Source organism: Bradyrhizobium sp. CAR08 (assembly GCF_052871955.1).
The window spans coordinates 375,052-388,071 of the sequence record NZ_JBIXJX010000001.1; the positions used below are offsets into that span (position 1 = coordinate 375,052).

13 protein-coding genes are annotated in these 13,020 nt (G+C 64.2%); 10 read left to right on the forward strand and 3 right to left on the reverse strand.

The window, feature by feature from the left end:
* The first annotated feature begins 399 nt into the window (after positions 1-399).
* From ACIPUD_RS01755 to ACIPUD_RS01765, 3 genes are all read left to right on the forward strand, one after another.
* The gene (locus ACIPUD_RS01755; RefSeq protein WP_085360673.1) at positions 400-1,251 is read left to right on the forward strand and encodes an SDR family oxidoreductase; all 852 of its coding nucleotides are present in this window, start codon (positions 400-402) and stop codon (positions 1,249-1,251) included.
* Positions 1,252-1,313: 62 nt separating this feature from the next.
* Positions 1,314-1,604: a DUF1330 domain-containing protein gene (locus ACIPUD_RS01760; RefSeq protein ID WP_018454346.1), complete on the forward strand. Its 291-nt coding sequence runs from the start codon at positions 1,314-1,316 to the stop codon at positions 1,602-1,604.
* 232 nt (positions 1,605-1,836) lie between these two features.
* On the forward strand, positions 1,837-3,549 hold the full coding sequence (locus ACIPUD_RS01765) for a sulfatase-like hydrolase/transferase (protein WP_018454347.1): 1,713 nt from the start codon (positions 1,837-1,839) through the stop codon (positions 3,547-3,549).
* A 56-nt stretch (positions 3,550-3,605) separates the two neighbouring features.
* Here the strand turns inward: ACIPUD_RS01765 and ACIPUD_RS01770 are convergent, their stop codons facing one another.
* Entirely contained in the window at positions 3,606-5,165 is a 1,560-nt protein-coding gene (locus ACIPUD_RS01770) for a glycine betaine ABC transporter substrate-binding protein (RefSeq protein WP_446480028.1), read from the reverse strand.
* A complete protein-coding gene (locus tag ACIPUD_RS01775; protein WP_018454349.1) occupies positions 5,162-5,944 on the reverse strand; it encodes an ATP-binding cassette domain-containing protein in 783 nt (260 codons plus the stop codon). Before ACIPUD_RS01775 ends, ACIPUD_RS01770 begins: the two co-directional genes overlap by 4 nt.
* 146 nt (positions 5,945-6,090) lie before the next feature.
* Here ACIPUD_RS01775 and ACIPUD_RS01780 point away from each other — a divergent pair, with 146 nt between their 5' ends.
* Together ACIPUD_RS01780 and ACIPUD_RS01785 are read left to right on the forward strand one after the other, a co-directional pair.
* A complete protein-coding gene (locus ACIPUD_RS01780; RefSeq protein WP_026232716.1) occupies positions 6,091-6,909 on the forward strand; it encodes an ABC transporter ATP-binding protein in 819 nt (272 codons plus the stop codon).
* Entirely contained in the window at positions 6,909-7,694 is a 786-nt protein-coding gene (locus ACIPUD_RS01785; protein ID WP_018454351.1) for an ABC transporter permease, read from the forward strand. The genes ACIPUD_RS01780 and ACIPUD_RS01785 overlap by 1 nt, the downstream gene beginning before the upstream one ends.
* Positions 7,695-7,739: 45 nt before the next feature.
* Here the strand turns inward: ACIPUD_RS01785 and ACIPUD_RS01790 are convergent, their stop codons facing one another.
* Positions 7,740-8,189 carry a cupin domain-containing protein gene (locus ACIPUD_RS01790; protein ID WP_018454352.1) on the reverse strand — a complete coding sequence of 150 codons (450 nt, stop codon included), beginning with the start codon at positions 8,187-8,189 and terminating at the stop codon, positions 7,740-7,742.
* 138 nt (positions 8,190-8,327) lie between these two features.
* On the opposite strand from ACIPUD_RS01790, the gene ACIPUD_RS01795 reads away from it, so the two are divergent.
* From ACIPUD_RS01795 to ACIPUD_RS01815, 5 genes are all read left to right on the forward strand, one after another.
* The gene (locus tag ACIPUD_RS01795; RefSeq protein WP_018454353.1) at positions 8,328-9,353 is read left to right on the forward strand and encodes an ABC transporter substrate-binding protein; all 1,026 of its coding nucleotides are present in this window, start codon (positions 8,328-8,330) and stop codon (positions 9,351-9,353) included.
* Positions 9,354-9,382: 29 nt separating this feature from the next.
* Positions 9,383-10,087: a hypothetical protein gene (locus ACIPUD_RS01800; protein WP_018454354.1), complete on the forward strand. Its 705-nt coding sequence runs from the start codon at positions 9,383-9,385 to the stop codon at positions 10,085-10,087.
* 95 nt (positions 10,088-10,182) lie between these two features.
* Complete coding sequence (locus ACIPUD_RS01805) at positions 10,183-11,505, forward strand: ABC transporter substrate-binding protein (RefSeq protein ID WP_247294813.1); 1,323 nt, start codon at positions 10,183-10,185, stop codon at positions 11,503-11,505.
* Positions 11,506-11,536: 31 nt separating this feature from the next.
* A complete protein-coding gene (locus tag ACIPUD_RS01810; RefSeq protein ID WP_018454356.1) occupies positions 11,537-12,307 on the forward strand; it encodes an ABC transporter ATP-binding protein in 771 nt (256 codons plus the stop codon).
* Positions 12,307-13,011, forward strand: a complete 705-nt coding sequence (locus tag ACIPUD_RS01815) for an ABC transporter ATP-binding protein (protein WP_085350252.1) — start codon at positions 12,307-12,309, stop codon at positions 13,009-13,011. The genes ACIPUD_RS01810 and ACIPUD_RS01815 overlap by 1 nt, the downstream gene beginning before the upstream one ends.
* Positions 13,012-13,020: the final 9 nt, after the last annotated feature.

The following is a 13,020-nucleotide window of genomic DNA, read 5'->3' on the forward strand; positions in this document are numbered from 1 at the left end:
AAACCAATTCTTAAATCTTCGCGATTATATTCGAGCGAGATCGCAACCAGCGGTCTCGCTCTTTTCGTCTCGCGCGAAGCATTGCTGCTTCATTCAAATTCTTCGCGAGCTGAAGTGCTCCCTGAGCATGAAGAACTGACGCTTAAACCACATTCTTGGTCTCGCGTTGTTTTCGGAATTTCTCAGAAGCTCCCGATCCTCAAAAGCCCAGCGTCTTCAGGGTCAAGGATTCGGCTCTTCATCCATACCTTCAGGATGCAATCAATCGCACGTCGCGAGGTTCGCACCTCGCCTTCAACTTAAGAACTGACACCCGCGGCGTCTCCTTGAGCGGTGGACGGCATTGCGCCCCGGCACCTTTCGCCTGCATGATCGCGGGAGCTCTTGGGGAGGAAGATCATGCGATCCGTCGTCGTCACCGGCGCGTCCACCGGCATCGGCTGGGCCATTGCGAAGTTTCTGATCGGGCGCGGCTATCGTGTTTTCGGTAGTGTCCGCAAGCAGGCCGATGCGGATCGGCTCATGGGTGAATTCGGTACGAACTTCACGGCGCTGCTGTTCGACGTCACCGACGAGGCGGCGGTCCTCGCGGCTGCGCGAAAAGTCCGCGAGGCGCTGGGCGGCGAGACGCTGGCCGGTCTCGTCAACAACGCCGGCGTCGCGGTCGCCGGTCCCGTGCTCGAATTGTCGGTCGACGACTTTCGCCGGCAGATGGAGATCAACGTCATCGGCCCGGTCATCGCGACGCAGGCCTTTGGGCCGCTGCTGGGCGCCGACCCGTCGCTGGAGGGACCGAAGGGCCGGATCGTGATGATCAGCTCGGTCGCGGGCAAGAACGGCAATCCGTTGTCGGCGCCTTACTGCACCTCCAAGCATGCCATCGAAGGTCTGTCGGAGAGCTTGCGCCGCGAATTGATGCTGTTTGGCACCGACGTCATTATCGTCGCACCCGGCGCCGTCAAGACGCCGATCTGGAGCAAGGCCGAGCAGATCGATCTTTCGGTCTACCAGAACTCGCCTTATCTGCCGGCGCTGAACAAGGTCATGGCGTTCATGATGAAGCTCGGCGAGACCGGGCTGCCGGCCGAGCGGATTGCCGAGGTCGTTTTCGAGGCGCTCACCGCCGAGAGGCCCAAGGTTCGCTACCAGATCACGCCGGACCGGATGCGGCATTTGATGACGGCCACGCTGCCCAAGCGTGTGGTCGACCGCATCATCGCCAAGCGGCTCGGGCTGCTGCCGCAGGGCTGAGCCTCCGAGGTGAGACCATTGCCGGACAGGTGATCAATTTCCGATCGTGGGAGCGTCTTGAGATGCCGGCTTATGTGATTTTCGACGTCGAGATCAGGGATTTGCAGCAGTACCAAAGCTTCATGTTGGGCGTGAAGCCCGCCCTGGAGGCCGCTGGAGCTCGATATCTGGCGCGAGGGGGCGCCCACAAGGTCTACGAGGGAGACTGGCAGCCCCGCAGGATCGTTCTGCTGGAATTCCCATCCGTCGCAGCCTGGGAGGCATTTTACACAGGCGCGACCTACCAGGGTCTCAAAGCGGTCCGGGACGCTTGCAGTTCTGCCCGCCTGGTCAGCGTCGAAGGCCTCGACTAGACGGCAAGTCGGTTCTGCACTGCGGGATTTGCCCTAGGGACGAATTGGGCCCGGAGACCGATCGGCTTCCGCTAACATTAAGCGAAGGTCGGACCGCGACACGCGTTGCTTGTCCGTGACCGTTCAATTACAGTTTTATGACACGGTGCAGGCCTTCCGGCTGCGCCGAACGCCGCAGGCCCGGTCAGCCGGCTCGGCATCACCGTGCCGGACCAGCAGTTGCGTGTCGTCGATGGCGTCCGCGCCCAATCCAGGTCCTTCTGCCACGACCGCCGTGCTGGCAAGCGTCGCTGCGCTCGGCATCTGGCGGCTGCTCGCGGTTGCAGCGCCGCATCTCGCGGCGCTCGTCCTGATGTACGAGACCGAGACGGATTTCGGCGCACGGCTCTCCTTCGTGCTGGCCTGGGGCATCCTCAACTTCTTCTGGATCGCGCTGCTGCGGCGGCCGGCGCTCTCGGGTGCGCTGTCGCTGACTATGGTCGTGGTGCTGGTGCTGCTGTCACGGCTGAAGCACGACGTCGTGCAGATGACGGCCAACTTCATCGACCTGATGATGATCGACCGCGACACGGTGGCGTTCCTGTTCACGATCTTCCCGAATTTGCGCTGGTCGGTGATCGGGGCCGGCCTGGTCACGCTGCCGCTGATGTATGCGCTGTGGTGGCTCGACCCATTCCGCATCCGTAGGCTACCGGCGCTCGCCTCGATGCTCGCCTGCCTCGCCGCGCTGGTCGGCTATTCGCTCCACCATCCGGACGAGGCTTGGCGCGGCTATTACGACGACGGCTATCTCTCGAAGTTCTTCCGCTCCGGCGTCAGCGCGGTCTCCGACTTCGCGCAATACGGCTTCATGGAGTCGGCCGCTTCGACCAACGAACGGCTCAACATGCCGCTGGTCGATGCCTGCCATCCTGCCGGCCGGCGGCCGAACATCATCATGGTCCATGATGAATCGAGCTTCGACATCCGCGCCGCGCAGGGCATCAAGGTGCCGGCCGGCTACGGCAGCCATTTCAAATCCTGGGACGGCAAGGAGCGCGCGTTCCTGGCCGAGAGCAATGGCGGGCCGAGCTGGTTCACCGAATACAACGTGCTCGCGGGGTTGTCGTCGCGCTCGTTCGGCCGCTTCGCCTATTTCGTGACGCGCATTGCAACAGGCCGTGTCGAGCGCGGCCTGCCGCTGGCGCTGCGCCGCTGCGGCTACGACACGATGTCGCTGTACCCCGCCTATGGCGGCTTCATGGCCGCGCGCAGCTTTCAGGTGACGACCGGCATCGAACGCTTTCTCGACTCCAAGGATCTCGGCGCCAAGGATGTCGAGCCGGATAGCTTCTTCTACGACAAGGCGCTCCGGCTGATGGGCGAGCGGACGCCGAACAAGCCGCTGTTCACCTTCATCTATCTCGGCGCCAATCATTTCCCCTGGGAGACGCGCTTCCGCCCGGATCTGCTGCCGAACTGGCGCGCACCGGGCAATGTGCCGTCCATCGACGAGTACCTGCGGCGGCAGGCGATGAGCGCCGAGCAGTACAACGCTTTCCTCGCGGGCTTGAAGAAGAAATTTCCCGGCGAACCCTTCCTGATCGTGCGCTACGGCGATCATCAGCCGGAATTCGCGCCCGGTATCCTCGAGCCCGGGCTCGACGAAGGCGCTCTCGGCAAGAAGCTCGACGCCTACGACGCACGTCTCTACGCGACTTACTACGCGATCGACGCCGTCAATTTCGAGCCGGTGAAAAGCGAGGCCGTGATGGACACGGTCGACGGCCCGTATCTGCCGCTGGTTATCCAGGAAGCCGCCGGCATCCCGCTCGATCCGTCCTTCGCCGAGCAGAAGGAGATCATGCTCCGCTGCAAGGGCATATTCTACGGATGCAAGGACGGGGCCGAAGCGCGCCGGCTTAACCGGCTGCTGATCGATGCGGGGATGATCAGGGGGCTGTAGCGTCTCTCCAACGTCGTCCTGGCGAAGGCCAGGACGACATCGAACGAATGGCGCGGCTACCGCCCACCCACCTTCTCCCACAGCCATTTCGCCACTGCATCCGGCGACGAATTCGCGTCATTGCCGGCGGCGCGCAAATTAGCTTCGCGCATGGTCGCGATGTCGATCTTGCCGAGCAGCGGCTTCACCGCGGCCCGCAGCCGTTCGTCGCCGGCGCGCTTTGGGGCCAGCAGCAGGATCGCATCGTAGGGCGGGATCGCGTGCCTGGGATCGTCGAGCGCAACGAGATCGTATTTTGCGATCAACCCGTCGCTGGTGTAGCCGGCGATGACATCGACCTCGCCGCTGGCGACGGCCGCATACATGAAGTCCGGCTGCATCTGGCGCTGGGCGCGGAACGAGAGGCCATAGGCCTTTTGCAGCGCCGCCCATTCGGGTCGCGAGAAAAACTCATAGTCGCCGGCGATCGACAGGGTCGAAGCATGCGCGGCGAGATCGGCGATGGTGCGGATGCCAAGCGCCTCGGCGCGCTTCTTCGGGATCACCAGCGCATAGGCGTTCTCGAAACCGAGCTCGCCGAGCAGGGTGATGTTCTCCTTCGCAAGCGTTGTCTGCAGCTCCGCCAACAGCTCCGCGCGCGGCTTGATGTCCGTGCGGTGAAGCTGATTGGCCCAGAGCGTGCCGGAATAATCGACGTAGAGATCGATATCGCCGGCTTTCAACGCCTCGAAGATCACGCTTGAGCCGAGACCGGAGCGTGCGACGGCGGCGAGACCGGCGGCCTGAAGCCGGTCCCGCATCAGCGCCGACAGCACATACTGCTCGGCGAACGTCTTGGCGCCGACGATATAGTTCTGTGACGAGCGCCCCATCGTCGGCACCAATGTTGCGGCGACCAGTGCCGCGATCCCGGCCGCGCCAAGCGCCGCACGCACGCGGCTGCGCCAGCGCAGGCCGCTCTCGACCAGGCCGAGCAGTTGATCGACGGCGAGCGCCAGCAGGGCCGAGGCAAAGCAGCCGAACAGCACGAACACCCAGTTCTGGGTCTGGAGCCCGGCAAAGATGTAATTGCCGAGGCTGGTCTGCCCGATCGGGGTCGACAGCGTCGCGGTGCCGATCACCCACACCGCGGCGGTGCGGATCCCCGCCATCATGACCGGCAGCGCCAGCGGCAGTTCGACCATCACCAGCGACTGCCGCGCGGTCATTCCGACGCCTTTGGCAGCCTCTATCAGCGCGGGATCGATGCCGTTGAGGCCGGTGATGCCATTGCGCAGCACCGGCAGCATCGAATAGAGCGCCAGCGCCAGCATCGCCGGCAGGAAGCCGAAAGCGGAGAAGGAGACGCCGAACCAGGCCAGCGCCACGGAGGCCGCGAGCAGCAGGAGCGGATAGAACAGCGCGAGCAGCGCCAGCCCGGGCACCGTCTGCACGATGCTGGCGAGCGCGAGCAGCACAGCGCGCGGCGTGGGACGGTTGCGCGTCAGAATCGCCAGCGGCAGGCTGACGATCAGGCCGAGCGCAAGCGCGGCGAGACTCACCCGCACGTGGTTGCCGAGATAGTCGGGCAAATGCGCCAGCGCTTCGCCCCAACGCGGATCCGTGAAAAGGCTCATGCCGCCCCGCCCTTTAGCAGCAGCGCGTTCAATCGCTCGACCTGGCGTCGCGGCGTCCGCAGCAGCTCCAGCACGTAGGCGTCGCTGCTTTTCGAGAGCTCCACTGGCGTGCCCTGCGCCAGCAGCTTCCCGCTGCGCATCACCGCGATGCGGTCGGCGAGCAGGATCGCTTCCGTCATGTCGTGGGTGATCATCACGGTGGTCAGGCCGAGCTTGCGGTGCAGCTCGCGAAAATCGTCGCCGAGCGCATCGCGGGTAAGGGGATCGAGCGCGCCGAATGGCTCATCCATCAGCACGATGCGGGGCCTTGCCGCAAGCGCCCGCGCCACGCCGACACGCTGGCGCTGGCCGCCCGAGAGCGCATCCGGCAACCGCCCGCGATGGGCGGCCCGGTCGAGCTGCACGAGCTCGAGCAACTCATCGACCCGTGTTGCGATATCCGCTGCCGAGACGCCGAGCAGCTTCGGCGTGATCCCGATATTGTCGGCGACGCTCAGATGCGGGAACAGTCCGCCGCTCTGGAAAACGTAGCCGATGCGGCGCCGCAGCGCGACCGGATCGACGGATTGCACGTCGTCGCCCTCGACCGTGATCGTGCCCCCATCCGCCTCGATCAGGCGGTTGGCGAGCCGCAGCAGCGTCGTCTTGCCCGAACCCGAGCCGCCGACGACGGCTACAAATTCGCCTTCGGCGATGTCGAGTGACACATCGTCCACGGCCTTGAGCGCGCCGAAGCTCTTGGTGACGTGGGCATAGCCAATCATCGGCCTGGACGGCATCGGGCGGGGCTCACTGCGCTGACCCGCCCCAGGGAAGGGAGGGGGAAGGGAGGGGATGACAAGGCCCATGCGTAGCACGCTTGGCGGCTTGATTGAACTTGGTCGCGCGAGCGGCTAAGGCATCGGGCCAAGTTCGGAGGAAGCATATGATAACGCCTACGGCAGTGGCGCTGGAAGATGCCAAGGTCGCGTTCCAGTTGGGGGACGGGCGGGTCTATACGGCGGTGGAGAAGGCGCATCTGACGGTGGCGCAGGGCGAGTTCGTCGCCATCGTCGGCCCGACCGGCTGCGGGAAATCAACACTGCTCAACGTCGCGGCCGGGCTGCTGAAGCCGGCTGCGGGGAGCGTCAGGATATTCGACCAGCCACTTGCCGGGCTGAACCGGGACGCCGGCTACCTGTTCCAGGCCGATGCGCTGTTCCCCTGGAAGACCGCGCTCGACAACGTCGCGATCGGGCTCGAAGTCAGCGGCACGCCGCGCAGCGAGGCACTGCCGCGGGCGCAGAAATGGCTGACCTCGGTCGGCTTGGGTGCCTTCGCCAACCGCTATCCGCACATGCTCTCGGGCGGCCAGCGCAAGCGCGTGGCGCTGGCGCAGGTGCTGATCCGCGATCCAAAGATCCTGCTGATGGATGAGCCGTTCGGACCGCTGGATGCACAGACCCGGCAGGTGATGGGCAACCTGTTGCTCGACCTCTGGAACGCTGACCGCAAGGCCGTGCTGTTCGTCACCCATGATCTGGAAGAGGCGATCGCGCTCGCCGACCGCGTCGTGATCATGTCGGCGGGGCCGTCCTCCCGCATCATCGGCGACTGGCGCGTGAGCCTGCCGCGCCCGCGCGACATTTTCGAAGTGCGGCTGGACAAGGAATTCCATGCGCTTCATCGCGAGATCTGGAGCGTGCTCAAGGACGAGGTCATGAAGGGCTATGCGCAGTCCACGCAAGCGGCGGAGGCGGTCTGATGTCGCGCGTCACGCTGCTTACGCTGCAAGTGCTGGTCGCGGTGGTCTGCCTCGCGCTGTGGCAATTGCTGTCGACCGTGCCCGTGTTCGGCAAGATCCTGCTGCCGCCGTTCTTCTTCTCCAATCCGGTCGATGTCTTCGCCCAGATCGTCAAATGGTTCTCGTCCGGTGTGATCTGGAAGCATCTCGGCATCACGCTGACGGAATCGATCCTGGCCTTCGTGATCGGATCGGCCGGCGGTGTGCTGATCGGCTTCTGGTTCGCGCGCCAGCCGCTGGTCGCCGCGGTGTTCGATCCCTACGTCAAGATGGTCAACGCTCTGCCGCGTGTGGTGCTGGCGCCGATCTTCGCGCTGTGGCTTGGGCTGGGCATCTGGTCCAAGGTCGCGCTCGGCGTGACGCTGGTGTTCTTCATCGTGTTCTTCAACGTCTATCAGGGCGTCAAGGAGGTCAGCCGCACCGTGCTGGACAACGGCCGCATGCTCGGCATGAGCGAGCGGCAGCTGATGCAGCACGTCTATTGGCCTTCGGCGCTGTCGTGGATGTTCTCCTCGCTGCACACGTCGGTCGGTTTTGCCGTGGTCGGTGCCGTCGTCGGCGAGTATCTGGGATCGGCGGCGGGGCTCGGCTACCTCATTCAGCAGGCCGAGGGCATATTCGACGTCGCCGGCGTCTTCGCCGGCATGTTCGTGCTGTCGGCCTTCGTCATCCTGATCGATTTTGGCGTGACATTGGTGGAGCGGAGACTGCTGGTCTGGCGCCCGACCGTGGACGGGCGTGGCTAAGCCGCGAGGGGCCCGCGCACCGCGCGAGCCCCGGATCGCGAAAGCTCAATCCAGCAGCTTGGTGTCATCGGGGGCCTGCGGCGGCGTCTTGATCGCGATCGCCTTGACCTGTCCGCTGATCGGCTTGGTGCCGCCATGCGGCGTCCCCTTCGGGATGATGACGAGGTCGCCCGGCTTCACCGTGACCTCCTTGTCGCCGAACCAGATCGTGCCGGTGCCCTCTAAGATGTACTGGATCTCGTTGGTGTTGGGATGCATGTGCTTGGGCACATTGCCGACCTGGATCGAGATGGTGGCGCCATCGGCGCTTGCGAACGTCTTGGAGCGGTAGCCGACGGCGTTGGCATTCCCGAGCGCGTCGCCCTCCATCTCGCCGGTGTGGATGATCTGCGGAGGGATGTTCTCCGCGGCCAGCGCCGGCCGCAGCAGGTGGGTTGCGCCGCATCCGGCGGCAAAAGCGGTGGCGATCGACAGTCCGATTGCAAGGCGATTCATGGATGATCCTCCCCATCAAGAATTGTTCTTGTGGGCTTCATGCTATTGCGCCGAAAGGCCGATGGCCAGCGCCTTCGGTCCTGCTTCTCAAGCCAGCCCGGCTGCTTTATGGTGCCGCCAGCCGAACGGAGGAAACCAATGAAGAACACGATAGCCAGGCTCGCGGGCGCGCTGCTCGCGCTGACGCTCACCACCGGTCTTGCCGCGGCGCAAAGCAAGGTCACGATCGCGATCGGCGGCGGCTCCTGTTTGTGCTATTTGCCGACGGTGCTGGCAAAGCAGCTCGGCGAATACGACAAGGCGGGTCTCGACGTTGAGCTCGTGGACCTCAAGGGCGGCTCGGACGCGCTCAAGGCCGTGCTCGGCGGCAGCGCCGACGTGGTCTCCGGCTATTTCGACCATTGCGTCAACCTCGCGGCCAAGAAGCAGGAGCTTCAGGCCTTCGTGGTCTATGACCGTTATCCCGGCCTCGTGCTGGTGGTTTCGCCGTCGCACACCAACGAGATCAAGTCGATCAAGGACCTCGCCGGCAAGAAGGTCGGCGTCAGCGCGCCCGGCTCCTCCACTGACTTCTTCCTGAAGTATATGCTGAAGAAGAATGGCGTCGATCCCGCCAGCACCGCCGTGATCGGCGTTGGCCTCGGCGCCACTGCGGTCGCCGCCATGGAGCAGGGCCAGATCGATGCGGCCGTGATGCTCGATCCCTCCGTGACCGTGCTCCAGGGCAGCCACAAGGATCTGCGCATCCTCTCGGACACCCGCACGCAAAAGGATACACTTGAGACGTTCGGCGGCGAATATCCGGGCGGCGCGCTGTACTCGACCGCGGCCTGGGTCGCCGGCCACGAGAAGGAGACGCAGGCGCTGACCAACGCGATCCTGGGCACGCTCGCCTGGATCCACTCGCACTCGCCCGAGGAGATCATGGCGAAGATGCCGGAGGAGACGGTTGGCAAGAACAAGGACCTCTATCTCGCGGCACTGAAGAACACGATCCCAATGTTCTCCGAGACCGGCAAGATGGACCCGAAGGGCGCCGACGCCGTGCTCGCGGTGTTCAGCGTTGGATCGCCCGAGGTCGCCAACGCCAAGATCGACGTCAGCAAGACCTTCACCAACAAGTATGTCGAGCAGGCCAAGAAGACCACGGGAAGCGTCAAATAACTGACGCGAAGGTGTGGTCATCAGGCGTCATGACGTCACCAATCATTCATCGGGTCACGACGCTTGAACTTGCCGTGCGGCCGATCGTCTGGGCGTTCGCGGAGGAGCGGCGCGCCGAGATCGCCACGCATTTCGCCGAGAAGCAGCGCGAGCGGCCAAAGATCTGGAACGGTCGCGTCCTGCTCGGGCGTGATGCAACGTTCGCCGACGGGCATCTTTCTGCGACCTATTTCGAGACCGATTTCGCGAGCTTCCTCGCCTGGCGCGATTGGGGTTTTCCCGACAAGGCCGTGTTCAACGGTTTTGGCATGGGCGCGTTGCGCGCCTCCGACGGCGCCTTCGTCATGGGTGAGATGGCGCAGCACACCGCCAATGCGGGCCGGATTTATTTCCCGTCCGGTACGCCCGATCTCGAAGACGTCAGGGGCCACACGCTGGACATTCCCGGCAGCGTGATCCGCGAACTCGAGGAAGAGACCGGCCTGACCGCCGCCGACTATCGGGTCGAGCCGGACTGGCACTGCGTCGTCACCGGCCCGACGATTGCGATGTTGCAAATCGTCAACCTGGACATGCCGGGTGATGTGGCGCGTGCGCGGATCGAAGCCAATCTGGCGGACGAGGCCGAGCCAGAGCTCTCGGCCATTCATCTCGTGCGCGGGGTGAGCGATCTCACGCCGTCCATGCCGCGATTTGTCACGGCCTTCGTCGAGCAGCAGTTCGCGTTGCGCTGATGCGCGAGGCTTGACATCGCTGCGCTCAGCCCATGTGATGGGCGAAAATATAAAACCAAAAAGAATGCAATGCACAATCGTCCAGGGAGGTTTTGATGCGCGTGCGCATGGCTGCCCGTTTGGTACGTGGGCTGTTGGTCGCGGTATCGGCGACAGGCTTGGCGCTGTCCGCCCAGGCCCAGGATCAAGGCAAAGAGAAGAAGATCAAGATCGGCGTCGTTTTCGATCTGACCGGGCCTCTCGCCGGCGGTGGCTCTGAACTCGGCTATATCGGCGCAAAGATCATTCTCGACCATTTCGCCAAGACCGGCGTCGAGGGTTACAAGATCGAAGCGGTCTATGCCGATGCGCAAAGCAAGCCCGACATCGCGATCAACGAATCCGTCCGCCTGCTCGAGCAGGAAAAGGTCGACATGGTGCTCGGCTTCTTCTCCTCGGCGCAATGTGTGCCGGTCGCGGCCCGCGTCGAGCAGCTCAAGAAGTTCATGTGGATGACGACTTGCATCTCGTCGGCCGTGTTCAACGAGAAGGGTTACAAATACGTCTTCCGCCCGCAGGCGAGCGGCGACCAGTTCGGCATGATGACCATGGATTTCATCGCGCAGAATGCCAAGGCGAAGTTCGACAAGGAGCCGAAGGATCTGCGCGTCGCCATCATTCACGAAGACGGCGCCTATGGCGTCGACGTGTCCAGGGGCAACGAGGCCGGCGCGAAGAAGGCGGGATTCAACGTCGTGATGAAGGAGGGTTATTCAGCCACCGCGCCTGACCTCTCCGCGCTGGTGACCAAGCTGAAGCGCGCCAAGCCTGATGTCATTTTCCACACTGGCTACAACCCTGATATCACGCTGTTGCTGCGTCAGGCGCGCGAGCAGGGGCTGAAGTTCGGCGCGCTGATGGGGCACGGCGCGGGTTACGGCGTCTATGAAAAACTGAAGGAAGGCATGGGAGCCGATGCCACGTACATCTTCAACACAGACCCGATCTCGATCTGGCTTGCCAACCAGAAGACCATGGATCCCAAGCTCCCGCCGGTGATCAAGATGGTCGGCGAGGAGTTCGACAAAATCCGGCCCGGGGTCGCCATCCGCTCGGCGCATGTCGGCATCGGTGCGTCCAACACGTATGTGTTCATGAACGACGTGCTGCCGCGCGCGATCAAGAAGTATGGCGGGGTCGATCCGGATGCGCTGCGCAAGGCTGCGCTCGACACCGATATTCCCGAAGGAGGCACCATGCTCGGATTCGGCGTCAAGTTTTACGGCGAGGGCACGCCGATGGCCGGGCAGAACGAGCGCTCATTCCCGGTCGTGATCCAGTATATCGACGACAAATCCTCCGTGGTGTGGCCCAAGAGTCAGGCGCAGCGCGAGGCCGTGCTGCCGCTGCCGAAGGGCACCACCTACAGCAACCAGTAGCGCCAGGGCGCGCAGAGAGGAGAGCGGGACGGTGCTGGAAGTCAGCGGGCTGGTGAAGCGGTTTGGTGGCTTCACCGCCGTCAACAATGTGTCGTTCAAAGTCGACCAGGGCGAGATCCTCGGCCTGATCGGCCCCAACGGTTCGGGCAAGAGCACGATCTTCAATATGCTCTCGGGCACGCTGGCGCCGACGTCCGGTTCGATCCTGTTCGACGGCTCCGAGATCGCGGGCCTTCCGCCGCACCGGATCATCAACAGCGGCATCGGTCGCACCTTCCAGATCCCGCGGCCATTCCGCCGCCTGACGATCTTCGAGAACGTCGCGCTCGCCGGATTCTACGGCCAGGGCCGCCACAGCCGTGCCAGGGCCGAGGAGGCGGCCGAGCGCTCGCTGGCGATGGTCGGCTTGCCGACCGATCGCCATGCCAGCGTCGACGGCCTCGGCGCAGCCGGCCTGAAAAAGCTCGAACTGGCGAAAGCGCTCGCCACCGCGCCAAAACTTCTGCTGGCCGATGAGAGCCTCGGCGGCCTCGACGAGGCCGAGATGGGGCAGGCGGCTAACATGCTCCGCAACATCCGCGACGAGCTCGGCATTACCATCATCTGGGTCGAGCACATCATGGGCGTGCTGATGCGCGTCGTCGATCGCGTCATGGTGCTCGATCACGGCGAGAAGATCTCGGAAGGTTTGCCGAGTGCCGTTGCCGGCGATCCCCGTGTCATCGAGGTCTATCTCGGCACCGATGCCGAGACCACGCAGGCTGCGGCCGCCGCAGCGCGCCGCCGCGCGGGGGTGCAGTGATGTTGGAGCTCCGCGGCGTCAATGCCGGCTATGGTACCTTCCAGGCACTGTTCGACGTCAATCTCGACGTGAGGGCGGGTGAGGCCGTCGGCGTCATCGGGCCGAACGGCGCGGGCAAGACCACATTGATGCGCGTCATCTCCGGGCTGATCCGCCCCTCGCGCGGCTCGATCAGAATGGAAGCCGTCGACGTCGTGGCCACGCCGCCGCACAAGATCGTCAGCCTCGGGATCGCGCATGTGCCGGAGAACCGGCGGCTGTTTCCGCAGCTCTCGGTCGACGACAATCTCAAGATGGGTGCCTTCATGCAGGAGGCGCGCGGCCACTATGCCGAGCGGCTGGACGTGGTGTTCGAGCTGTTTCCGCGCCTGAAGGAGCGCCGCCACCAGATGGCGGGCACCATGTCCGGCGGCGAGCAGCAGATGTGCGCGATCGGCCGCGCGCTGATGTCGAATCCAAAGCTGCTGCTGCTCGACGAGCCGTCGGCGGGGCTCGCGCCGGTCGTGGTGCAGCAGGTGTTCGAGCTGGTGAAGCGGATCCGCGCCAGCGGGCTGACCGTGCTGATCGTCGAGCAGAATGTGCAGCAGGTGCTGAAAGTGGTCGATCGCGCCTATCTGATCGAGGCGGGTACGATCAGGTCCTCAGGCACCTCGGCCGAGATGCTGGCGAGCGACACGGTCAAGGAAGCGTATCTCGGGGTGTGAGGTTCATGC

Excerpts from the sequence above, each read along its gene's own strand:
- ACIPUD_RS01755 (WP_085360673.1), top strand. The coding sequence starts at position 400 with ATGCGATCCGTCGTCGTCACCGGCGCGTCCACCGGCATCGGCTGGGCC.
- ACIPUD_RS01760 (WP_018454346.1), top strand. The coding sequence starts at position 1,314 with ATGCCGGCTTATGTGATTTTCGACGTCGAGATCAGGGATTTGCAGCAG.
- ACIPUD_RS01765 (WP_018454347.1), top strand. The coding sequence starts at position 1,837 with ATGGCGTCCGCGCCCAATCCAGGTCCTTCTGCCACGACCGCCGTGCTG.
- ACIPUD_RS01770 (WP_446480028.1), bottom strand. The coding sequence starts at position 5,165 with ATGAGCCTTTTCACGGATCCGCGTTGGGGCGAAGCGCTGGCGCATTTG.
- ACIPUD_RS01775 (WP_018454349.1), bottom strand. The coding sequence starts at position 5,944 with ATGCCGTCCAGGCCGATGATTGGCTATGCCCACGTCACCAAGAGCTTC.
- ACIPUD_RS01780 (WP_026232716.1), top strand. The coding sequence starts at position 6,091 with ATGATAACGCCTACGGCAGTGGCGCTGGAAGATGCCAAGGTCGCGTTC.
- ACIPUD_RS01785 (WP_018454351.1), top strand. The coding sequence starts at position 6,909 with ATGTCGCGCGTCACGCTGCTTACGCTGCAAGTGCTGGTCGCGGTGGTC.
- ACIPUD_RS01790 (WP_018454352.1), bottom strand. The coding sequence starts at position 8,189 with ATGAATCGCCTTGCAATCGGACTGTCGATCGCCACCGCTTTTGCCGCC.
- ACIPUD_RS01795 (WP_018454353.1), top strand. The coding sequence starts at position 8,328 with ATGAAGAACACGATAGCCAGGCTCGCGGGCGCGCTGCTCGCGCTGACG.
- ACIPUD_RS01800 (WP_018454354.1), top strand. The coding sequence starts at position 9,383 with ATGACGTCACCAATCATTCATCGGGTCACGACGCTTGAACTTGCCGTG.
- ACIPUD_RS01805 (WP_247294813.1), top strand. The coding sequence starts at position 10,183 with ATGCGCGTGCGCATGGCTGCCCGTTTGGTACGTGGGCTGTTGGTCGCG.
- ACIPUD_RS01815 (WP_085350252.1), top strand. The coding sequence starts at position 12,307 with ATGTTGGAGCTCCGCGGCGTCAATGCCGGCTATGGTACCTTCCAGGCA.